General features: G+C 61.8%; 23 protein-coding genes. 7 read left to right on the forward strand and 16 right to left on the reverse strand.

Annotation, left to right across the window (positions count from 1 at the left end; genetic code table 11):
* Positions 1 to 119: 119 nt before the first annotated feature.
* Positions 120 to 275: a hypothetical protein gene (locus J2Y48_RS11410; protein WP_310417365.1), complete on the reverse strand. Its 156-nt coding sequence runs from the start codon at positions 273 to 275 to the stop codon at positions 120 to 122.
* A 3-nt stretch (positions 276 to 278) separates the two neighbouring features.
* Positions 279 to 491, reverse strand: coding sequence for a hypothetical protein (locus J2Y48_RS11415; protein ID WP_310417369.1), 213 nt, complete (start codon positions 489 to 491; stop codon positions 279 to 281).
* 441 nt (positions 492 to 932) lie between these two features.
* On the opposite strand from J2Y48_RS11415, the gene J2Y48_RS11420 reads away from it, so the two are divergent.
* Entirely contained in the window at positions 933 to 2525 is a 1593-nt protein-coding gene (locus tag J2Y48_RS11420) for a GMC oxidoreductase (protein ID WP_310417373.1), read from the forward strand.
* A gap of 10 nt (positions 2526 to 2535) precedes the next feature.
* Here J2Y48_RS11420 and J2Y48_RS11425 read toward each other — a convergent pair whose 3' ends face one another.
* From J2Y48_RS11425 to J2Y48_RS11470, 10 genes are all read right to left on the reverse strand, one after another.
* The gene (locus tag J2Y48_RS11425) at positions 2536 to 3459 is read right to left on the reverse strand and encodes a glycosyltransferase (protein WP_310417376.1); all 924 of its coding nucleotides are present in this window, start codon (positions 3457 to 3459) and stop codon (positions 2536 to 2538) included.
* 169 nt (positions 3460 to 3628) lie between these two features.
* Positions 3629 to 4267, reverse strand: coding sequence for an NUDIX hydrolase (locus J2Y48_RS11430; protein ID WP_310417379.1), 639 nt, complete (start codon positions 4265 to 4267; stop codon positions 3629 to 3631).
* Positions 4268 to 4646: 379 nt separating this feature from the next.
* Positions 4647 to 4862, reverse strand: a complete 216-nt coding sequence (locus J2Y48_RS11435) for a heavy-metal-associated domain-containing protein (RefSeq protein WP_310417382.1) — start codon at positions 4860 to 4862, stop codon at positions 4647 to 4649.
* Between the two features lie 54 nt (positions 4863 to 4916).
* Positions 4917 to 5585, reverse strand: a complete 669-nt coding sequence (locus tag J2Y48_RS11440) for a TetR/AcrR family transcriptional regulator (RefSeq protein WP_310417385.1) — start codon at positions 5583 to 5585, stop codon at positions 4917 to 4919.
* A gap of 63 nt (positions 5586 to 5648) precedes the next feature.
* Positions 5649 to 5780: a hypothetical protein gene (locus J2Y48_RS11445; protein WP_310417388.1), complete on the reverse strand. Its 132-nt coding sequence runs from the start codon at positions 5778 to 5780 to the stop codon at positions 5649 to 5651.
* Complete coding sequence (repC, locus tag J2Y48_RS11450; RefSeq protein WP_310417391.1) at positions 5777 to 6979, reverse strand: plasmid replication protein RepC; 1203 nt, start codon at positions 6977 to 6979, stop codon at positions 5777 to 5779. Before repC ends, J2Y48_RS11445 begins: the two co-directional genes overlap by 4 nt.
* Before the next feature lie 336 nt (positions 6980 to 7315).
* Entirely contained in the window at positions 7316 to 8560 is a 1245-nt protein-coding gene (gene repA / locus J2Y48_RS11455; RefSeq protein ID WP_310417394.1) for a plasmid partitioning protein RepA, read from the reverse strand.
* 241 nt (positions 8561 to 8801) lie between these two features.
* Positions 8802 to 9290 carry a MarR family winged helix-turn-helix transcriptional regulator gene (locus J2Y48_RS11460; RefSeq protein ID WP_310417397.1) on the reverse strand — a complete coding sequence of 163 codons (489 nt, stop codon included), beginning with the start codon at positions 9288 to 9290 and terminating at the stop codon, positions 8802 to 8804.
* Positions 9291 to 9475: 185 nt separating this feature from the next.
* The gene (locus J2Y48_RS11465) at positions 9476 to 10651 is read right to left on the reverse strand and encodes an aminotransferase (protein WP_310417398.1); all 1176 of its coding nucleotides are present in this window, start codon (positions 10649 to 10651) and stop codon (positions 9476 to 9478) included.
* Between the two features lie 11 nt (positions 10652 to 10662).
* Positions 10663 to 11700: a LysR substrate-binding domain-containing protein gene (locus J2Y48_RS11470; protein ID WP_310417401.1), complete on the reverse strand. Its 1038-nt coding sequence runs from the start codon at positions 11698 to 11700 to the stop codon at positions 10663 to 10665.
* Between the two features lie 184 nt (positions 11701 to 11884).
* Between J2Y48_RS11470 and speB the strand changes: the two genes are divergently transcribed.
* From speB to J2Y48_RS11500, 6 genes are all read left to right on the forward strand, one after another.
* The gene (gene speB, locus J2Y48_RS11475; RefSeq protein WP_310417404.1) at positions 11885 to 12943 is read left to right on the forward strand and encodes an agmatinase; all 1059 of its coding nucleotides are present in this window, start codon (positions 11885 to 11887) and stop codon (positions 12941 to 12943) included.
* Between the two features lie 68 nt (positions 12944 to 13011).
* On the forward strand, positions 13012 to 14100 hold the full coding sequence (locus J2Y48_RS11480; protein ID WP_405030207.1) for a PotD/PotF family extracellular solute-binding protein: 1089 nt from the start codon (positions 13012 to 13014) through the stop codon (positions 14098 to 14100).
* A 167-nt stretch (positions 14101 to 14267) separates the two neighbouring features.
* Complete coding sequence (locus J2Y48_RS11485) at positions 14268 to 15305, forward strand: ABC transporter ATP-binding protein (RefSeq protein WP_310417407.1); 1038 nt, start codon at positions 14268 to 14270, stop codon at positions 15303 to 15305.
* The gene (locus J2Y48_RS11490) at positions 15302 to 16156 is read left to right on the forward strand and encodes an ABC transporter permease (protein ID WP_310417410.1); all 855 of its coding nucleotides are present in this window, start codon (positions 15302 to 15304) and stop codon (positions 16154 to 16156) included. Before J2Y48_RS11485 ends, J2Y48_RS11490 begins: the two co-directional genes overlap by 4 nt.
* Entirely contained in the window at positions 16153 to 16953 is an 801-nt protein-coding gene (locus J2Y48_RS11495; protein ID WP_310417413.1) for an ABC transporter permease, read from the forward strand. Before J2Y48_RS11490 ends, J2Y48_RS11495 begins: the two co-directional genes overlap by 4 nt.
* Before the next feature lie 39 nt (positions 16954 to 16992).
* Complete coding sequence (locus J2Y48_RS11500) at positions 16993 to 17772, forward strand: carbon-nitrogen hydrolase family protein (protein ID WP_310417417.1); 780 nt, start codon at positions 16993 to 16995, stop codon at positions 17770 to 17772.
* Positions 17773 to 17938: 166 nt separating this feature from the next.
* Here the strand turns inward: J2Y48_RS11500 and J2Y48_RS11505 are convergent, their stop codons facing one another.
* From J2Y48_RS11505 to J2Y48_RS11520, 4 genes are all read right to left on the reverse strand, one after another.
* Positions 17939 to 18898, reverse strand: coding sequence for a DUF2950 family protein (locus J2Y48_RS11505; protein ID WP_310417421.1), 960 nt, complete (start codon positions 18896 to 18898; stop codon positions 17939 to 17941).
* A gap of 24 nt (positions 18899 to 18922) precedes the next feature.
* A complete protein-coding gene (locus tag J2Y48_RS11510; protein WP_310417424.1) occupies positions 18923 to 20380 on the reverse strand; it encodes a DUF3300 domain-containing protein in 1458 nt (485 codons plus the stop codon).
* Between the two features lie 353 nt (positions 20381 to 20733).
* Positions 20734 to 21744, reverse strand: a complete 1011-nt coding sequence (locus J2Y48_RS11515; RefSeq protein WP_310417428.1) for an anion permease — start codon at positions 21742 to 21744, stop codon at positions 20734 to 20736.
* A complete protein-coding gene (locus J2Y48_RS11520; protein WP_310417431.1) occupies positions 21744 to 22388 on the reverse strand; it encodes a DUF47 domain-containing protein in 645 nt (214 codons plus the stop codon). The genes J2Y48_RS11515 and J2Y48_RS11520 overlap by 1 nt, the downstream gene beginning before the upstream one ends.
* Between the last annotated feature and the right edge of the window lie 42 nt (positions 22389 to 22430).

Here is a 22430-nt window from a genome sequence, read left to right on the forward strand (position 1 = left end):
AACGAAAGTAACCCTTGGACGCACCATACAGCCCTGTCATCTACAGTTGCGTCGAGGCTGTTTCGGCTGATCGAAGCGAGCGCGCTCATTTGATCGCCGTCGAGCGCCGTTGCGGTTTGCTACAGCACGATCGTCAACAAGAGCACGAACAGCAGGGCGATCGCCAAGACTGAAAGCTCGACAAATCCGTCATACATCGTGGCAACCTCCATCCAGAACAGCCAATAACGCGCACGTCGCGGACTGGTTCCGGCTGCATTGGAGATCAGGCGCAAGGCCTAAGTCTCGTCGAGCATTGCTCGCAGTTTGTTAGGGTCGTGAATGCCGGTTTGGAACAGTGCAAAAATACGTCGGGCCAATCCGGCCGCTTCCTCTCCGCCCGGATCGATCTTCCGACGTTGGCAAATCTCGTCAAATACCGACTGGAGCTTGGAAATTTCATCAGGCCCGATGATGTGGTTGTGCAACAGGTGACGTTGGATCACGGTCATGTCCTCCCCACTCTGGCGCGGCCCCTTTCTGGCCGCTACTTCCCAACAGCAGAAAATATCTGATCTCCGGGCGGTTCCTTCAAGAGCCGCAGAGAGGTGAAATCTTTCCGCAAGTCACCCCTTCTACCCTTGAGGCTTTTCGCGGCGAGGCAGCGCGCATCGCTTCACGAACCACCGGGATGAGATGACGATGAACGGATCGCCAATATCCGCAAGCATAGGGGTTGCCCTGATCGAAACGGTTCTTGCTGTTCGGATCACGGAGCTTCTCATTCATTTGTACGTATGACGTGGCAGATAGTAACGCTGCCTTCTGGACGGACATAGTGGCGTAATATGCGAAGGTGCTGGTGTCGGCCGCATACCCTATGCCCCGGTACATTACGCCATAAGCAATTTGGTCGTGTTTACATCCAGTAAAAAAGTCATCACGTTTTGTTGATGGCGATACTTAACCTCAACCAGATCGATATCGCAAAGTCATCCTTGTCGGCAGAACTTTGCGTTGTTGGAGCCGGTGTCGCAGGCCTGCTATTGGCCACGCGCCTCGCGAAAAATGGAAGAAAAGTTATCGTCCTTGAAAGCGGCAATGAGTATTTTGACGAAGAGATACACCAGCTCAACGGGATGGACTTTTCGTCCGGAAACTATTCAAGGGCATTATCTGGGCGCTACCGCGGTTTGGGCGGCACGTCGTCGCGGTGGGGCGGACGGATAATCCCCCTGAGCGACTGCGACACCGGCAGCCGCGAGCATGTCGAACTGCCAGCCTGGCCGATCGATATTTCTCGGCTAGATCGGTACGGGGACGAAATTGAACAAGCCCTTGGAGTGGCGAGGGGCGCATACGATGGCGTCTCCGGCATACCGGTATGGAAGCCGTATGAGCCTCGGACCCAATTTCGGCTGCGGTGGGCCAAATGCCCTAGTTTCAGAAAATGCAATATTGCAACCTTGTTGCGACGCCAATTGGAGAGCAATCCGAATATTGATATCTGGCTCGGCGCCACTGCCTGCGAATTCGAGCTGAACCGGGAAGTCGGCCTGTTGCGCGGGATAGTCGCACGCAATTTCAGTGGCAAATCTATCATAATACGGGCGGATCACTTCGTAATAGCAGCCGGCACGATCGAGACGACAAGGCTATTGCTATTGATCAACCGGGCTTCCGATGACCGGATATTTCATCCATCCAGCGGGTTGGGACATTACTTCCAGGATCATCTGAAGCTTGAAATCGCAACTGTTGACCGTAGCGACGTAGCTTCGACCAATCAGTTGTTTGGATACCGATACATCAACTCGACCCGACGGGACTTGCATCTGGAGCTCGGACACCAGGCACAGGTGACGGCCGGCGTCGGCAGTTCCTTCGCATACCTGGCTATGGAATTCGGCAACAGCCAGCTCGCCGGTCTGAAGAAGGTCATGGAAGGCGTGCAGCTCGGAAAGGTTGACTTCGAAGAACTGCTGAGACTGTCACGCAATATCGGTTTGCTCGCCAAAGGCGCTTACTGGCGGCTGTCTCATAAGCAGCTATTCGTTCCAAGCGGCGTCAATTTCAAGATCATGCTCTGTGCTGAGCAGTTGCCGAACTGGAACAACCGCATTTCGTTGTCCTGCGAGCGGGATCGCCTCGGTGTACCGAAGGCCCTGTTGCGATGGCAGGCTATGCCCAGCGAAGAGCGAACCCTCCGTGCCACGATTTCGCACCTCTCGGAGTACTGGAGATCTGTAGGGCTGGCGCATCTTTGCCCGCTGCATTGGACCGCTGCGGTATTGAACGAAAGCGCCAGTTTGGGAGAGAGCGCAGAGCCATGCGCCCATCCTTCAGGGACGACGCGAATGGGTATGGATCCCCACACCTCGGTCGTGTCGCCAAGCCTGCGCTGCCACGCCATTTCGAATGTATCCGTCGTCAGCGCATCGGTTTTCCCGACGGCGGGCAGCGCCAATCCTACCTTCACTATCATGAAATTGGCTTACTATTTTGCCGACATGTACGCCGCGACGAGGCGTTTTGGCGCGGCCTGAAAGCGCTGCCCTAATCGCCGCGATTCCAATTGTCGACCAATGCAGCCTGGCGGCGTGTTTGCAGTAGGCGAACCATCAACCACGCCCGATACAGCCGAATACGGGTGAGGCAGGCCATCGCCCCGACACGACTGCCGACGCCGGAAATGCGATCGGACGCGAGGACTTTCGCCAACTCGCCGATCGGTGAGGCAGCGACAACAGCGCATGACAGCAGCCAGCGGAGGGTTCCAAGCCGGCGCCCTTCAATGTGGCGAAACTCGTGGGCGACATGCCGATCCCACCGCCGCGACAGCTCCGCAAACGACTTGCAGGAGGGGGTCAAGACCTTGGCTTCTGGGACAAAGGCAATGCGGTACCCCATGGAAGTTGCTTTCTGACCCCACTCGGTATCTTCCATCGTCGAGATGCCGCCGAAAGGCCCGACGGCTTCAAAAACCGTGCGCCGGACTGCCATGTTTCCGGTCGCCGCGAAACCATATCGCTCGACATAGCTGCGCGCGCGGTAACTGTAGATGCTCTCATAGGCTTCGATACTGGTGGGCTTTTCTGGATCGGTCATGCGAATTCCGATGTCGCCACCGACAAGATCCACCTCGGGCCGACCGTTCAGAAAACCGACCAGGCTCTTGATCCAGCCGGGCTGGGCCACGCAATCGGCATCGATAAAGGCCAACAGATCGCCCGAGCTTTCGGCCGCGCCAAGATTGCGCGCAGGACCTGGGCCGGGCGTCGGTTGGCTGACCAGGCGTACATCCGGAAAGCTCGCGCAGACAGCGGCTGGCAAGTCGGCCGAACCGTTGTCAACGACGATGACTTCAAACGAAATTCCATCGGAGCGCTGCGCCTGAAGCGCCAGCAGGCATTGACGGAGATTGTCGCTAGGTTCGTTGAGGTGCGGTATGACAACACTTAGCGCCGGCAATGTCCCCATGAAAAGCAATCCCACCCGGTGGTTTAACCACATGGTGCAGGGCGCCGCCGGGCAATGAAAGGGGTGACACGCCCAACCTTTGAGCAAAAAACGTCATCATTTAGTTTGAACCGCTTTGGCCGACGCCGTACCCGGCAAGGACGTTGCTGCTGGGCACGGCCGGCAGCCATCACATTAAGGCTGTCGCGTCTTTCTCTACGGTTTTCAGAAGCTGCTTCAGTTGCGGTTCGTCGACCAGTTCGCTCGCCTCGGCCAATGTGCACCAGCGGCGCTGCCGTTGCCCCTTCTCCGGCCAGTTGATCAACGTACCGCGGACGCGCAGACCGAACAGTGACACGTCGCACAGATCGCTCGACCCGTCATCGTGTTCTTTCATGTAGCTGTACTGTCCCAACGGCGTTCCGTGGATCTTGCCGATGACCCCTGCCTCTTCGTAGGCTTCCCGAGCGGCGGACTGGGTCGGCGAGGCCCCGCGCACGAGCCAGCCTTTTGGCACGATCCAACGTCCACGCCGCCGCGAGGTAATCAGAAGTGTCCTTACGTTTCCACAACGCCCGACACGCCATGGCAGTGCCCCATATTGGAGCAGGGGAGCCGGCGCCTCGGCTTCACGGGTCGAAGCGCGGGACGTCGCATCCTTTTGTTCGCCGCGGCGGTTACTGGAATCAGCAGACGAACGAGCCGGTGAACGGGCGGGGCGATAGGAGGGAAGAACGGCCGGCGACGCACACCAGGGGCAGCGTGAAGCCGCGCGTGGAAGGTAACGGTGGCATGAACTGCAGGTTCGGGTGGAGGACGAAATTCTCATTGATAGGTCCAATCGGTGCGGCACCTGGAGGGTGCGGCAAGGGAGTGAACCGCAAGTTGGCGTTGAGAATGTCCCGGAGCGGACGAGGCGTGCGGTATTCAGGGTTCAAGAAGGCCGCTCCGGGAAAACCCACGAGAGGTCCCGGCCAGCCTTGATATCCTGATGAACGTTTCCATGCACATGTTAAGATATATAGGGGTCAATCAAGGCCGTTCAATGACAGGCGTGCGAAAATGACCCGGTCGCCCATCGGGCACTGCTTTCGGCCAGCGCCGATCCGCACTTCGCCATGAGGCGCGGCTAGCGCTGAAGCAGACGAGCACCCGTCTGCCCGGCCAAAAGATGGCGATGTCACATGCCCCCGCAAGCTCATCGGTGCTCAGTCCAATGTGACCGGCGTATAACCTTCAGCTGCAATGACGCCAGCGATGGCACCTGCATCCTGAACGCCCGCGACGGTTACTCGATGGCTCGCAGCGTCGGCGGATACCTTCGCGCTAGGGAAGGCCGCCTCGACGGCTGCCGTGATGGTCCGCACGCAATGGCCGCAGGTCATATCCTCAACGGAGAAGGCAAGGGTGGTCTCGTTCGTCATTTCGCAATTTTCCTGTTGAACGAGTGGATCCTGAGCCTTTCCCCCGTGACAAGGTCAAGCGCTTTCTTGGGCTTTGAGCTCCGGTGCGTCGGCCGCACGGAAGCCTGCCAGTTGGCCGTGGATAATCTGCTTGAAATCGACCAGCATCATCTCCGCTTCATCCGCGGGAAGCGTGATCGCCAGCCTGACGACGCCGCCCGCCAGCTGAAAGAGCAGAAATACGAGCCGGCCGAAGCGCTCACGGTCGGTTGTCTCGAGCAGGTGAGACGACATCGCGCAGAAAAGTTCGGCCTGCCGCCGCGTCTCCACGATGTCCATGTTCTGGAGTTCCTTGTCGGCCTGAATGGCGTTCAGCAGGTCCTGGATCGCCGGATCTCCGGCAACTTGCAGATAGTACCCATTCAGGATTGCGTCGGCTGCATCGCGGATGCCAGCCATGTCCTGAACTCCGGAAAGGCTGACCTCGATGCCTGCGCGCGTTTCGGCACTGTGCTGCTCGTAGAGCATGGCGATGATTGCCGACTTGTTTGGAAAATACTGGTAGACGGAGGCAATCGGGCCGCCGGTGAGCAACGCGACCTCCCGCATCGTCATGCCGTCGATACCCTTCTCACCGATCAGCTCTTTTGCGACCCGCAATATTTCCTCGACGCGCCCGCGGCTGCGTTCCTGTTTCGGTCTGCGCCTGAGGCGCTGTTCCAGATCCCCGGCTTTCGCCGTCATGCCCGTGCTTCCTGCGTGAATCACCACGTTATTCTCTCACCAAATCAGCTGCAGCTTAAGGAATTATTCCCCGCCGTCGTACGCTTTCTCCTTTCTTTCGGTGCCGCGCCGATCATTTTGGGTTATCGCCGGCACGGCGCCGCCGGTTCCGGCCACTCCTTCACCCAACGCGTCGAACTTTGGAATCGCGGTCATTCCAGCGCCTTGATCATCGGCAGTACCGAGAATTGTCCCGCCTCGGCCTTGCGCGTCAGTTCGCGCAGGTAGCCGCCGGGCGAGCGGATCTGGTCGGAACGCTCCAAGATGGCGGCGACCACCACCGAAGCGGCCCCGTCCCCCATCGCCGCCCTGGCCTTTGCGTAGGCGTCAGGCGAAATCCCGAGCATCGAGCGGACCAACGCGGCCGCCTTGATGAGATCGGCCCAGGTCGCCAACCCGTCTTTCGCATAGGATCCGATTTCCGGGCATGCCGCCAGGACTCGCTTCAGGCTAACCGCCACCCCCTTGCGCGTCGGGCTGCTTTCCTGCGCCGCCGGCTCCGCCTGCGTTGACTCTTTGCCGTTTATTTCAAAGGTGGGGTCTGCATTTGAATTCTGAATATGCCGCTCATCTTGAAAGTCATTGGCGCTCATTTCTTCGTTTGTGAGCGAATTCAGGTAGTCTTCTTCCACCTGTCGCCGCAACGTCACCAGGGCCGCCTTGCGCTCGCCCAGCGCCTCGGACGAGGCCTTGCGGCTGAGCCTCCCCGACACCGCGACCAAGGCGATCTGGTGCTCCACCCACGCACCCGGGCGCCCCTCGGCGAGCGCCGCCTCGATGATCTTCGCCACGTCGCGCAGGTGCAGTGTCACCTCGGCACGGAGAGCCTGATGGCGCTTGGCCTCTGCACGCGCGCGCTCAGCCTGTTGATGGATATCACTCGCCATCAGCGCCAGCGGCGCCAGGTCGAACCCGAAGGCCTCCTCCACCACGCCGCGCTCGTCGCGGCGGCAATAGCGCTTGCCGTTCGGACTGTCGCGGCGCAGCAACATGCCGGCCGCCATCAGCAGCGCCAAATGCCGCCGAAGCGTTGCCGGCGCCATGCCGCGCGAGCGGACCGACAGTTCCGCATTTGACGGAAACACGACGATCGGTGCGCGACCGTCGAGGACTTTTTCCGGATGGAACGTCAGCAGCGCCTCAAGCACGGCGATCGTCCGGTCCGAGAGTCCGTAGTGCACGCGCGCTTCCGTCAATGCACGAAGGAGCTGCCATTTCTCGGCGGTCCCCGTCTCGTTGCCGCCCGCCTCGGCCGCAAGCCTGGCCTGCGTCTCGAAAACCCGCTTCTGCATCGCAAAGACGCGCGCAGTCATCCTGCCGCCGCCGAAAGGCGTCGTCGCCAGTCTCTCCGTCATGGTGGTCCCTCTCAAGGAGGCAAGAGGTCGGGCCCGAACGTCATAGCAAAGCCGTCACGCATTCGACAAATGCGCGGGAAGGCTCTAATCCATTGAAATCAGAGCATTTTTTGTTGCGCCGCGGATGGCGACAGACAATAAATGTCCGTTCCGCAACCGGCAAAAACGATGGCGGACTCTTGACTTTGACTGTCGGAAGTGATTCTCTCGAACTGCTACATTGAAGAGGGCTTCCGGAATGGCGACGTTTTGGAGGCCTTTTTTCTTGCTTCGATCCTTTCCCGTTTCGTTTCCATCATTCCCGGCAAGGCGGCTCGCCCGACCGGAATCCTTGCGCTAGCCGATGCGCCCCCAGGCGGAGAGCATCAGCCCCTCGATCTCGGCGTTGACGGCATTCATGCTTTCCATCGCCCGGTCGTAGGTGGTGCGGGTGAAGTTCTCCCGGCCAACCTCGTAGAGCGTTTCCTTCGTCAGGCCGGCATCCGAGACCGCCGTCGACTTGACCATGGGCGCCGTCAGCACTCGGTCGCCGAAGAGCGAACGCATCAGCCCGACGATCTGCGCCTGTGGTGCGTCGTTCGGCTCGAAGCGCGTGACGAGATAGCGTAGAAAATCGAAATTGAGCCGGCCGCCCGCCTCGCGCACGACCGCCAGCAGATCCGAGGTCATGAACAGGAACTGGTTCATCGAGGCGACGTCGAGCATCTGCGGATGAACGGTGACGATCACCGATGTCGAGGCGCAAAGCGCTGAAAGGGTCAGGTAACCGAGCTGCGGCGGGCAATCGAGCACAACGACGTCGTAGTCGTCCTCGACGGTGCGTAGCGCTGCGTGGACGCGGGCGAAGAACAGCGGCTGGCCGGGCGCGCCCGCCTGTCGCATTGCCAATGCGCGCGGCGTTGCGTGCTCGAACTCCTGCAGTTCGAGGTTACCGGGCACCAGATCGAGTCCGTCGAAATAGGTCTTGCGGATGATGTCCTTCAGTGGCCGCGCTTCGTCGTCATAGCGGATCGTCCCGTAGAGCGTGTCGTTGCCATGGAGATCAAGCTCGGGCTGGTAGCCGAACAGGGCCGAGAGCGAGGCCTGCGGGTCGAGATCGACCGCCAGCACCCGGTAGCCGGCAAGCGCGAGATACTGCGCCAGATGGGCGGCCGAGGTGGTCTTGCCCGAGCCGCCCTTGAAGTTGGTCACGGCAATGACCTGCAGGTGTTCGCCGCCACCGTGGTCGCGCCACTTGCGATAGCCGCGTGCCTTGGCCAGGTTGCCCTTGGCGAGCGCCTGGTCGGCCAGATGGGCTCGCAGCGCGTTTATATCGGTCAGTGAATAGAATCGCCGTCCGCCCGGGCCGGTTTCCGGCTGCGGCCCTTCGCCTGCAAGTGAGAGCTGTCGGAGGTAGCCGTCCGAAACACCGATCAGACGCGCCGCCTCGCCAGAGGTGAAGCTGCGCAGGACCTTCTTCGCGGTGGGAGGAAAGAACCGCTCGCGCATCGCCTTGAGCTGCGCCGACAGGATGCGCGCATCCGCCGCAATCGCCTCGTCGGCGGCGGGCTGCGCGTCGTCCGTTCTGTTCGGCGCTACCATCATACTCGTCCTCGGGGCATCAACTGCCCAACACAAAATCGCGCTGCTGCGCGGTTACGTCAGACGACCGATCTAACAGGAAAGTCGCTCGGTAACGGCGAAATGCCGATCGGTCATCAATTTCCGTTAGAGACGGTGTGCCGATTCCCGTTCCGCGTCAAGGCGGAATTGGTTAACGAGTTATAAACAGGGGGGGCGGGGAAACAGAATCATTTCCGCCACTTACAGGGAAGCCGCACCTTCATGGGCTGGTGGCTGCCGTGCCTGCCACGACCCGCGACAACAGCGCAAGGAAAGCCTCCCGCGCCTTCACGCCGCCAAGACGGGCGGTGCATTCGGCCTCGAACGCTGCTTCGACCTGGCAGATCTTCTGCACAAAGCTCTCTCCAATCGGCGTCAGGTAGAGCGCATTGGAACGACGGTCCTGCAGCGACGGCCGGCGTTCGGTCAACTGCCGGCGCTCCAGCGCATTGATGAGCGGTACGAAATTGGCACGCTGGACACCGAGCGCGTCGGCGATCTCGGTCTGTTTGCGGCCCGGATTCGTGGCTATCAAGAGAAGGATCCCGTACTCGCCGGGGCGCAGGTCGAAGCCGGCAAACCGTGAGTGGAAGCGGCGCGTCAGCAGCGTCTGCGTGCGCTTCATCTGGAAGATGACGCTGTGTTCGATCGACGAGACATCGAGCGCGCCGGCCTCACCAAGCTCCTCATTTTCAACAGTGTTCGTCATGGCGTCCCACATCGCCGTCTCTGAAATGAGGCTCCTCCGAAATGTGGCAATTGGCAACACGCAAATGCCGGGCGACCAACACGACCTGGGGATAAATAGTATGACTTACATATGTCGTTCGGCTGAGGCGCCTCACACATTTGCGCGGCGGCCAAGTGTGCGACGCCCCGACCGGATGCGTCCCATTAGGAAGCGTCGCCGAACCGCTGCACCCGATCCCTCAACAGCCGGATCGTTTCGCTGTTGGCGTTGGCGAAGGCAAAGCGGAGGTAGCGCTCCTGGCCCGGGCCGAAATAACTCCCGGGCAGGCACAGTATGCCCGCTTCCTTGGCGAGCCCCTCTGCAACGTCGCTCGACGTTCTGTCCGCGAATGGATGGCGGACGAAAGCGAAATACGCTCCGACAGCACCGATCGACCAGCCGCTCAACCCCTCCAGCGTTTCCTTAAGCGCTGAGGCTCGGCGGGCGATTTCCAGCCGGTTCTGTTCGCGCCATTCAGTCAGCAGGGGTAGCGCGTCGGCGACGGCGGCCTGCGCAGAGCGGGGCGGGCAAATCTGCACGTTGTCCATGACCTTGGCGACCTGCTCGACGACCGCAGGACCAGCGGTGATCGCGCCAAGACGGTGGCCGGGGATGCAGAAGGATTTCGAGAAGCTGTAAAGGCTGATCAGCGTCTGCTGCCAGTCCGGCTTCTCAAAAAGCCGGTGCGGGCGCACGCCTGCTTCCGGCAGGAAGTCGCGATAGGTCTCGTCCAGCATCAGCCAGATACCGCGCGCACGGCAAAGGTCGAAAATGCCGGACAGGAGCTCCGGCGAATAGACTGCGCCGGTCGGATTGTTCGGAGACACGAGCGCCAATGCCCGCACGTCCGGCGTGATCGCTTCCTCAAGCATCGCAACATCGGGAAGAAAACCGTTCTCAGGATCGCAGGCTGCCAGCCGCACCTTGATCCCGAGCATGCCAAGCGTTGTTTCCTGGTTGAAGTAGTACGGATTGCTCATCAGCACGGTGTCACCCGCACCGGCGAGGGCAATCGCGGCGCAGACGAAGGCCTGATTGCATCCGGACGTGATATGCACGTTTTTGGCGTCAAGGCTGGCGCCGTAGACGGAAGCCACGTGCGCCCCGTACACCTGCCGCAGGCGGGTATCGCCTTCGATCGGACCATAGCCGGTATAGGCGCTGTTGGCAGCATAGTCGCCAAGCAGCCGCAGCATCTGCGGATGGGCAGGATATCCAGGCACGGCCTGCGACAGGTCGATCATCGGACCGCTGCGGCCATCATAGCTCCGTCCCCAGGCAAAGACCGTGGGGATCGGCGGTGCGGCGAGGGTTTCAACGGCAGGGTTGAATTTGGGCATTGGCGCTTCTTTCAAGGTAAATCCGCGTCGCACGCGGGTTCGTCGGTCCAGGATTGTCTTTTTTCGCCGTCCGGCAGGCCGGGGAGGGGGTTAGAGTTCTCCGCCGTCCGCCCGCCTCGACCGCGCAGCAGCATGCGCGCCGAGATTTGCGGCTCCGGCAAACTGTCCTCTTCCAGAGAGGTGAACAGCCAGTCAATGAATACTTTGACGATGGGCGCCGCGCGGACATCCTGCCGGCAAGCGACGTAGAACGCATCATTGGCTGGAACCGACAGATCGAACGGCACAACAATTTCACCGCGGGCGATCAGGCTCGCCGCTGTGATCGTATCACCCAGCGCAATTCCCTGGCCGTGCAGGGCAGCCTCGGTCGAAAGGCGAGCATCGCTCAGGAAATGCTGCGGCCCGCGCGGCAAATGAACGGCGTCGGCGGCGGCAAACCAGGTGGTCCACTCTCGCCCGTCCCGGTCGCCGTGCAACAGCGTGTGGTCGACAAGGTCACGCACAGAACGCAAGGGCCGGCTGTTGAGAAGGGTGGGACTCGCAATCGGAAAGAGCCGCAGATGGCTCCAGAGCCGCGTCCAGCAGTCCGGCCAATTGCCGTCGCCATAGAGAATGGACACGTCCACGTCGCGCGAGAACACCTGAGACGGATCATTCGCAGGAATGAGGGTGAGCTTGATGCCCGGATATCGATCCGTAAAACGGTTCAGCCTTGGGATGATCCAGAATGACAACAGTGCCGGCACGCAGGTGATCGTCAACGAACCGGTGGTCGCCGGCCGTCTCATCAATGCCGTCGCCGCCGCGATGCCGCCGAACGCCTCCGTGACCGCTGGCAGCAGCAGCGCGCCCTGCGAGGTCAGCTTCAGCCGCTTGCCGCCGCGCTCGAACAACACTGCGCCAAGCGCCTCTTCGAGCGCTTTGATCTGATGACTGATGGCGCCGTGGGTAACGCTCAGTTCCCGGGCAGCTGCTGAAACCGAACCTCGACGCGCCGCGGCCTCGAAGGCGCGCAACGGGTTCAGGGGCGGCAGACGGCTGGACATGGATGGAGGCGCGCTTCAGTGTGAATTTTTCTCACATAAAACGCTATAACAATGTCAATTGCTTTTCCAGCCGATTTGTTACGTAATGATGGCAACAAGGGCAAAGCCCGGGGAACGGAATTCGCTGCTGACAAATCAAGCCGACGTATCCCCGTGCCGACAGATCAGGTCAAGCGAGGCGAAAATGGCATTTGACGACAGCAAGCTCCAGGCACTTCGGGCAAAATTCGGCGACGGTCACGGCGGCGACATTTTCAATCCCGCCTTCCGCAAGGTCGCAGACAAGATCTTCTCCAAAAGCGGCACCCGCCTCGCACCGTATGCGGGCGTACCCACCCTCCTGTCGGCACCGCACAAGCCGGTCGATGCGGAAAACCCGGACTTCGGCGATCTCCAGGTCGCCATCACCGGCGTGCCGATGGATCTCGCCGTGACGAACCGCAATGGCTCGCGCTTTGGACCGCGCGCCATGCGCGCCATCGAGCGCATCGGCCCCTACAACCACGTGCTGGACTGCGCCCCGGTACAGGATCTGCGGGTTGCCGATATCGGTGACGTCCCGTTTCGCAGCCGCTTCCGGCTGGAGATGAGCCATGAGGACATCGAGAAACGCTTCAACCAGATCGTCGATGCCGGCGTCATTCCGCTCGCCGTCGGCGGCGACCATTCGATCACACACCCGATCATGAAGGCGGTCGGCAAGAAGCAGCCGGTCGGCATGATCCACATCGACGCCCATTGCGATACCGGCGGCTCTTTCGACGGCACCAAGTTCCACCACGGCGGACCGTTCCGCAACGCCGTGCTTGACGGCGTTCTCGACCCGACCCGCACGATCCAGATCGGCATCCGCGGTTCATCGGAATATCTGTGGGAGTTCTCCTATGACTCCGGCATGACGGTGATCCATGCCGAGGAAGTCACCGGCATGGGCATCCCGGCGATCATCGAGAAGGCGAAGAAAATCGTCGGCGACGGTCCGACCTATCTGTCCTTCGACATCGACAGCCTCGACCCGAGCTTCGCACCGGGCACCGGCACACCGGAAGTCGGCGGTCTCACCACCCGCGAGGTGCTCGAATTGATCCGTGGATTGAAGGGTATCAACCTCGTCGGCGGCGACGTCGTTGAAGTGGCTCCGCAATACGATGCCACGACGAATACGGCGCATGCCGGCGCGCAGGTTCTGTTCGAAATCCTGAGCCTGATGGTATTCAGCCCTTCCGTTATGGCAAAGGCTTGAGATATAATAGAAAATGGGAACATGCCGATCCGTGGATCAATCCGGATCGCAGAAACTGGAGAAAGACGATGCGTGACATCCTCAACGCAAACGTGAGCCGCCGCGGCGTGCTCGGCGCCGGCATGGCCGGTGCATCGCTGCTGGCGATGCCCTCGATCCTCCGCGCGCAGGAAAAGTCCCTGAAGGTTGGCGTCTATGGCGGCTACTTCAAGGATTCGTTCGACAAGAACATCTTTCCGGAATTCACCAAGGCGACCGGCATCGCGATCGAATCGATCGCCGAGCCGACGGGCGAAGCCTGGCTCGTTCAGCTCGAGCAGGCAGCGAAGGCCGGCCAGGCTCCGGCGGACGTTTCGATGATGTCGCAGGTGGCGATGCTGAAGGGCCAGGCGACTGAACTTTGGGCGCCGCTCGACACGGGCAAGATCAAGAATGCCGGCAACCTGCTCGACCGCTTCGTCAACAAGTATCCGGACGGCCGCATAGCCGGCATCGGGGCGGTGGCTTGGTACATCACGCTCGTCACCAACACCAATGTCTACAAGGAGGCGCCGACCTCCTGGCAGGCGTTCTGGGATCCGGCCAACGCCGACAAGCTCGGATTGCTGGCCCTGGTCTCCAACTCCTTCCTGCTTGAGGTAACGGCCAAGACTTTCATGGGCGGCACCAACGCGCTCGACACCGAGGAAGGCATCCTCAAGGCGTTCGAGAAGCTCTCCGAGGTCAAGCCGAACGTGGCACTCTGGTATCGCGACGAGGCCCAGTTCGAACAGGCGCTGAAATCGGGCGAGATCCCGATGGGCCAGTACTATCACGACGTCACCGGCCTTGCCGCCGCCGACGGCTATCCGGTCCGCTCGACCTTCCCGAAGGAAGGCGGCATCCAGGATTCCGGTTGCTGGGCGCTGTCGCGCGCCTCCAAGAAAGTCGACGAGGCCCACCTCTTCATCGACTACATGTGCCAGCCGTCCATCCAGGCGACGCTGTCGCGCAAGGTTGGCACGGCACCGACCGTCAAGCGCGAACTGCTCGACCTGACGGATGCGGAATTCGCCGCCGTATCGTCCGACATCGAGCCGATCATCCCGCGCTACGACCTCTATCAGACCAAGTCCGACTGGCTGAACCAGAAGTGGACGGAACTGATCGTCGGCTGATCCAAGCGGCCCCTTATCTGGCCTGCCGGCCAGCTTCGCCCCGTGAACGGGGAGAAGACACAAGCGGCAGCCTCCGCGCGTACCCTCTCCCCGCATGCGGGGAGAGGGCCAGAGGGAGGGGCAATTTCACAATCTGAATGCTCGCGAACCTGCAGAGCGGAGACCCAATGTCCGGACTGGCCCTACAAAACGTCACCAAGGAATTTGGCAGCTTCACCGCGGTGAAGAGCGTCAACTTGACGGTTCCGCACGGCACCTTTGTCTGCCTGCTTGGTCCCTCCGGCTGCGGCAAGACCACCTTGATGCGCATGATCGCCGGCCTCGATCTTCCGACCGGCGGCGCGATCAGTCTCGATGGAGCCGACATCACCCGCGTGCCGACCCACAAGCGCGATCTCGGCATGGTGTTCCAGTCGCTGGCCCTGTTTCCGCACCTGACGGTCGGCGAGAACATCGCCTATTCGCTGCGCATACGCGGCCTGCCCAAAGAGGACCAGAAGAAACGCGTCGATGAACTGCTGGCGATGATCCATCTGTCCGGCTATGCCGACCGGCCGGTTTCCAAGCTGTCAGGCGGCCAGCGCCAACGCGTGGCGATTGCCCGGGCGCTGGCGATTTCGCCGAAGCTGTTCCTGCTCGACGAGCCGCTTTCGGCCCTCGACGCCAAATTGCGCGAGGCGATGCAGGTCGAGTTGCGCCAGTTGCAGCAGCGGCTCGGCATCACCACGATCGTCGTCACCCATGACCAGCGCGAGGCCATGACCATGGCCGACACCGTCGTCGTCATGAACAGCGGCGAAATCCGCCAGGCGGCAGCGCCGATCGAAATCTATCGCCGCCCCGCCGATACGTTTGTCGCCGACTTCATCGGCATGACGAACCTGATCGACTTCTCCGTCGACAGCGCCGCCCGCGCCAATGTCCTCGGCACTCCAATCGAAGACCTCTCCGTTCCCGCCGGGCTCGGGAAGGGCATCCTCTCGGTTCGCCCGGAAGACGTGCGCCTGACCGCCCCCGGGCCGGGTGCGATTCCCGGAAAGGTGATCTTCGTGCGCGATCTCGGCGGCACGATCGAGACGTTCGTAGAGGCCGGCGGCAAGCAGATTGTCGCCGTGTCGATGCCGAATGCGCGCCCCGACGTCTCGGTCGGCCAAGAGATTGGCGTCAAGCTCAGTCCCGACGCCTGCGTGGTGCTCAAGTCATGAGACGGGAAGCGCCGCAAAGGCTCGCCGACTACGGTCCGCTGTTCTTCCCGGCCGCGATGCTGACGGTGTTCTTCGTCGTGCCGTTCGCGACGATGATTGCCGTCTCGTTCTTCAAGCGCGACCCGGCCGGCTTCTACTCGACCGCCTTCGTCTTTGACAACTACGCCCGCTTCCTCAGCCCGTTCTTCGGCAAGGTGCTCGGCTTCTCGCTGTTCCTTGCGATTGCCGTCGCCATCTGCTGCGTGCTGATCGCCGTGCCCTTCACCTATCTGCTGACACGCGCTCGCCGCCGCACCCAGGTCGTCTGGCTGGTGGCGCTGCTGTCGGTGCTGTCGCTGTCCGAGGTTATCATCGGCTTTGCCTGGTCGACGCTGTTTTCGCGCACCGCCGGCATCACCAATCTGCTCGTTGCGATCGGGCTGATGAGCGAACCAGTGGCGCTCAATCCGAGCTTCGGCGCGGTCCTGACGGCGATGGTCTACCAGGCGCTGCCCTATACCGTGCTCGTGCTCTATCCGGCCCTCGTACGCCTCGACCCGACGCTGACGGAAGCCGCCCGCACGCTTGGCGCATCGCCGTTGAAATCGTTCTTTACCGTCGTCGTGCCGGCCCTGCGCAACACGGTAGTCGCCACGCTGATCATGGTCTTCATCTTCGCGCTCGGCTCCTATCTGCTGCCGCAGATTCTCGGCCGGCCGCAGCACTGGACGCTGTCGGTGCTGATCACCGACCAGGCCATCTACCAGTCCAACATGCCGTTCGCCGCAGCCATGGCCGTGTTCCTGGTGCTCGTCACGCTGGCGCTGGTTGGCCTGACGCTCTTCGCCGGCCGCAAGGGAGAAGCCGCATGACGTCGATCCTCACGCGCTTCTATCTCGGTCTTGTCGCACTCTTCCTGTCCATGCCGCTGATCGTCGTCGCCGGCGTTTCGGTTAACGAGAAGCAGACGCTCGCCTTTCCGCCTCAGGGGTTTTCGCTGTCCTGGTATGGCGAGATCTTCCTCAACCCCGAATGGCGCAGCGCACTGTTGGCCTCGATCACGCTGGCAGCCGTTTCCGCTGCGCTGGCGCTTCTGATCGCACTGCCGCTTGCCTGGTTTCTCTGGCGCCGCCATGCACCCTGGGCAAACATCTTCCAGCTGCTCGGCATCGCCCCCTTCACGCTTCCGCCTGTCATCACGGCACTCGGCATGCTGACCTTCTGGGCGACGACCGGCTTCTACGGACAGCCATGGACGGCGGCGATCAGCCACGCGATCTTCTTCGTCACCCTGCCGCTGGTGACGCTGTCGCTCGGCTTCTCCTCGATCGACCGGTCGCTGGTGGAGGCGGCCGCAACGATGGGCGCCGACGACCGGACGGTCTTCCGCACCGTCGTGCTGCCGCTCATCCTGCCCTATCTCGTCTCCGGCTATGCCTTCGCCTTCGTGCTGTCGCTGAACGAGTACATCGTCGCGTACATGACGATCGGCTTTACGATGGAGACGTTGCCAATCAAGATCTTCAACGCGCTGCGCTACGGTTACACGCCAACCATGGCTTCGGTGACGATCCTGTTTGTCACGATTGCCGCCCTGATCTTCGGCCTCGTCGCCCGCTTCGGTGATCTGCCGAAGCTGTTGGGTGCGATGGCCAGCAATGAGAAATAGCACGATCATCTGCCCGCTTGATCGTCTGGAGGAGAAGACATGAAGATTGCAGCCCTGCAGATGCAGGCCGTGGACGGGGACATCGAAACCAACATCGCCCGGATTGCGACAGCCGCACGCGAGGCGGCCGATGGCGGGGCCGGGCTTCTGATCGCTCCGGAACTGGCCGTCGACGGCTATGGGGCAGGGGAGGCGTTTCTGGAAACCGCGTCGGCGGCGGAAGGTGCTGTCATCGAGAGGCTCGCCACGATCGCCCGCGAGAACGGGCTCGCCATCATCACGGGATTTGCTGAGAAGGACGGCGACGTCACGTACAACAGTGCGCTCTTCACCGATGGCGCCGGCACCAACGCCATTTATCGGAAGTCCCATCTGTACGGCGACTACGAGCGGCGTTGGTTCCGCCCGGCTGCGCCATCGTCAGCGATCGTCAGCCACGGTGGCCTGAACATCGGCATGCTGATCTGCTACGACGTCGAGTTTCCAGAAAATGTCCGCCGACTCGCGCTTGACGGAGTCGACCTCGTCGTCGTGCCGACGGCGCTGCCGAACGGGCCCTCCGGCGCCTTCATTGCCGACAAGATGATCCAGGTCCGCGCCTTCGAGAACCAGACCTTCGTCGCCTATATCAATCACTGCGGCACCGTGGGACGCTTCAGCTATGCCGGGCTCTCGCGCATTGCAGCGCCCGATGGCAGCCTGCTTGCCGAAGCCCCGGCCGAAGGCGAGGCGCTGCTTTTCGCCGAGATCGTCCCGTCGGACTATGCCACCTCTCGCGCGGAAAACTCCTACCTCGCCGATCTGGTGCGGCCAGTCTGAGCCTCCGCGATCGATTCTGCTCGCGCCCTTGATCGGGTGACTGCGTTGGATCGTGTCGTATTCGAGGACACGGCATCATCTGCACGCGCCGGATGACCGGGCGGCGCCCGGTCATGAAGATTGCAGAGACACGTCTTTTCTCGCGATCCTGGTCCCGTGATCACGATCAGTCCTGCACCACGTCCCATTCGTCGCTCGGGTTGAACGTCCGGATCTTCGCCGCGATCTCCGCCGTGTTTGCGCCGAGATCGGCCTCGTAGATGATGCCGTTCTTGTTGACGAGGAAGGTCTTGACGCCGGTGAGGCCATAGGCAACCGGCCAGGCGATGGCGGCATGGCCGGCGATCATGTTGCCGTTGATGATATAGCTAAACTTGCCGCCGGCGATGTTGTCGCCCTGGCCAGTCAGGATGCGGTAGCGGTAGCCGTGGTAACCCTGTCCGGCCTTGGCCCTTTGAAGGGCGTCGCCGTCCGCGAGCGCCGGCCCGGCCGGACTCTCCTGCCCGCCGAATTCTTCGGCCGGCCAGTAGAGGCCGTCCTGCTTGCCGGGGCTGCTGACCACCTTCTGCGCATATTCGAGCACGCCGTCGCCGTCCCGATCCTGGGACGCGTAGTCCTCCTGCGCATCGACGTAGGCTTTCAGCGTGTCGATTGTCGAAAGCTCGTTCTCGCCGACGTGGCGGTCGGCGATCTCCTCAAGACCGGCACGGGTGTCGAACGCCCATTTGCCCTTGTCGTCCTTTGCGATCGGGAAGGGCAGCGGCCATTGGATCTTGCCGATGTCCAGCACCTTGTCGCCATCCTTGTCCTCGACGTCCACCTTCTCTTTCACACCGGCCTGGATGTCGGCAAACGTGTCCATCGCCCCGGGGCTGGCCTTGGCCTTGGCCGGGTCAAGTCCAAAAAGTCTCGCCACCGCGTCGAAGTCGCTGTTGTTCACCGCCGTCTTGAAGGCCTCGACCGCCTGCTCGGGCGTGTCGAATTCGGGCGGCGCCTCTGCCGCAACATAGTCATCCAGCGAGGGCGTCTGCTGCGCCGCCGCCGGAACTCCGGCAAGCTGGAGCGCAACCAGAGCGATCGCGCCTGCAAGCGAAATTGCAATCCTATCACGCGCAATTCTCAACATTGCTCTCTCCTGATCGCCTGTTGTTCAACGACGGCCGCCACCGCGCCCGCCGCCGCCGCCACGCGGCCGTGGGGCGCCACCGCCACCGCGACGCCCGCCGCCGCTCGCACTCGGCCTGCGATGACCGCCACCGCTCATCGATTGCCGGCCACGGTTGGAGGCAGCCTGTGTATTGCGCTTGCTGCTGACGTTGCCCATCGCTGACGGGCGATTGCCGGAGCGCTTCTGCACCTGGCCGCCAGGCTTCGGTTTGTTGACCTTGCGGTTGGCATTCGCCGGTCTGGCGCCTGCGGCCTTGCCGGCGCTGGCTCCGCCAGGGCGGTTGACGCCCGCGCCGCCGCCCTCCCGACGCGCGCCGGCCGCCTGACCGGCCCTGTTACCAGCGGCGTTCCCGGCCCGTTCGCGTGCGCGCTGCGCATCGACCTTGCTTCTGCGGACGTCGTCGACCGATACCTTGCCGGCCCGATTCGCAAGCGTATCACCGCCGTTACGCCGTACGTCCTTGGCACGGTTGGCGATGTTGTTGTCGCGGTTTCCCTTGAACTCGTTCTTGAACTCGGTCCGGTCGAAATTGGCGAACTGGTTCTTGTCGAACTTGATCTTCGAACGGTCAATATTCGACCAGTCGACGTCGTTCATCTTGAACTTGTCGCGATCGATGTTGATGTCGTTGAAGCACTTGTCGCAATCGATGTCGACGTCGCCACCCCAATTGCCGCCCCAGACGCCCCAGTCGTCCCAGTCAACCGCCGCCGCCCAGATCGCGGCACCAGTGATCGCCGCTGCGAAATAGGGCGCCGTGGGATAGTAGTAGTTCGGGTAGGGATCGTTGTAGTAGCTGATCGGAGCCGCCGCGTAGCCGGGCTCGTAAAGCATTTGCGGCTCGTACTGCGGGACGTAGATCACTTCCGGATTGGCGGCCTGGATCACCACGTTGTCGCCCTGCGCTTCGACCTTGATCTTGTCATCCGACTTGATCATGCCCTCGACCACGGCCTTGTCGCGCAAGGTCTGGATCGCCATCAGCACGTCCTTTTGCTGGTAGGCGAGCGCGCTGCCGAGCGACTGCGTCCAGTCGAGGTCGTCACTCATCATCTTGACGATCTCGGGGTAGTTGAGCAGCGAAATCACGCTGTCGTCCCAGTCCTTGTCCGGCTCCAGGTCCTTGTTCGACTTCTTCTTCTCGAGGAAGCGCTCGGCCTCGACGATCTGCAGCGGAAACAGCGAGGCGGAGGAGACCAGAGCAACCAACTCGTCGGGATAGAGCGCGATGCGCGCCACCAGCACCTCCAGTTCGTCCTCGGTCAAGAGGTCGGGCTGTTCGGCCTGGGCGCCGCTGGAACTGGCCGGGGCGGAAGCCTGCTGTTGCTGCTGCTGCTGCTGAGCCAAAGCTGATTCCGACCAGGAAACGCTCGCTGTCGCCAGCAAAAGGCCGATGGCGACGTTCGAGCGCAGGCAGCTTGAAAACCTTTCGAAATCCATGACCTTGAAACCTCCCATCCGGTACACACCGGTCATTCAGCTTCAGTCTCGAGGACGCTCAACCTGGCCAGCGCTTCAAGCTGGCCATCATGCTCACGTTGCTGGGAACGCAAGACGCCCCGGCATCACGGCATGGTTAAACCCACGCACGATTGTGTTCCAAAGCAACGAGGAAAGGTAGTGGCCATGCCGTAGCTACATGTAGCCACGCCCGTATGCACGGCAGGCGGCGGAGACCCGCTGCCCCTGACTGCGCAGTGCAACACCTCAACGAGGCTGCCGATTTTGGCGGGAATACCGGTGTTTTTCACCTTCAGGACGCGGCCGCGCAATCGAGGCGCACAGCCCGGCGGTCATTGACCGCCGAGCAACCCGACAACCCAAAAGGTCAAAGCCGACACCAACGCCGCGGCCGGCAGCGTCACGAACCAGGCAACCACGATGTTTGTCGCGAGTCCCCACCGCACCGCCGAGACGCGGCGAGCCGCGCCGACGCCGATGATGGCGCCGGTGATCGTATGGGTGGTGGAGACCGGAATTCCGAGCCAGGTCGCACCGAACAGCGTGATCGCGCCGCCGGTTTCCGCGCAGAAGCCCTGCATGGGATTCAGCCGGGTGATCTTCGACCCCATCGTGTGCACGATGCGCCAACCGCCGAACAGCGTGCCCAGAGCAATCGCGGCCTGGCAGGTGATGACCACCCAGAAGGGGACGTAGAATTCGGAGCCGAGATGGCCCTGCGAGAAGAGCAGGACGGCAATGATGCCCATCGTCTTCTGGGCATCGTTGCCGCCATGGCCCAGTGAATAGAGAGATGCGGAGATGAACTGCATCCCTCGAAACGCCTTGTCGACGGCGAACGGCGTCTGCTTCACGAAAATCCAGGAGACGAGCAGTACCAGCATCAGCGCGAGGAAGAAGCCGATGGCCGGCGACATGAAGATGGCGCCGACCGTCTTCGCCACGCCCCAGAACACGATGGCATCACCACCGCTTCGCGCCAGGCCAGCGCCCACCAGCCCGCCGATCAACGCGTGCGAAGAACTGGAAGGAATGCCGAACAGCCAGGTGACGACGTTCCAGACGATCGCCCCCATCAGGGCGGAGAAGATCACCAAGGGCGTGACGATGGCCGGATCGATGATGCCTCGGCCGATCGTCTCGGCCACATGCAAGCCGAAGAAAAGGAAGGCTATGAAGTTGAAAAAGGCCGCCCACATCACCGCATATTGCGGCCTGAGCACCCGCGTCGAAACGATGGTGGCGATCGAGTTGGCCGCATCGTGCAGCCCGTTCAGGAAATCGAACAGCAGCGCGATGCCGATGAGCGCCACCAGCAGTGGAAGGGCGAGGGTGGCCTCCATCAGACGTTCTCGATCACGATGCCGCTGATCTCGTTCGCCACGTCCTCGAAGCGGTCGACGACCTTCTCGAGCTGACCGTAAAGCTCGCTGCCGATCATGTAGGCCATCGGGTTGGAGGCGCCGTGGCGACGGAACAGGTCCTTCAGCCCCGCCTCATGCAATTCGTCCGCCCGCCCCTCGATGCGCATCACCTCCTCGGCGATCGCATTGAGGCGGGTGATGTTGGCGCCGATCTTGTTCAGCAGCGGAACGGCCTCGGCGACGAGGCGGGCGGCCCGAACGATGATCGTCCCCATTTCCTGCATGCCTGGGTCGAAGCTCGACTGCTCGAACAGGCGGATCGTCTTGACCGTCTTGTGCATCATGTCGATCGCGTCGTCGAGCGACTGGATCAGGTCCTTGATGTCACCGCGGTCGAACGGGGTGATGAAGCTCTTGCGGACCGCATGGAGCACCTCGGCGGTGATGTGGTCCGCCTTGTCTTCCAGTTCGACGATGCGGTTGCAATACTGCTCGATGTCCGGCCCACCGGCCAGCACCTTCTCCAGCGCTTCCGCCCCGCCGACGACGGTGAGCGCATGCGCGTCGAACAGGTCGAAGAACCGGTCTTCCCGGGGCATCAGGGCACGAAACCAACTCAGCACGATCGTTTTTCCATGTATGACAGAATTGCGACAGCACATAGA

This window comes from Mycoplana sp. BE70, assembly GCF_031455855.1.
Taxonomy (GTDB): domain Bacteria; phylum Pseudomonadota; class Alphaproteobacteria; order Rhizobiales; family Rhizobiaceae; genus Mycoplana.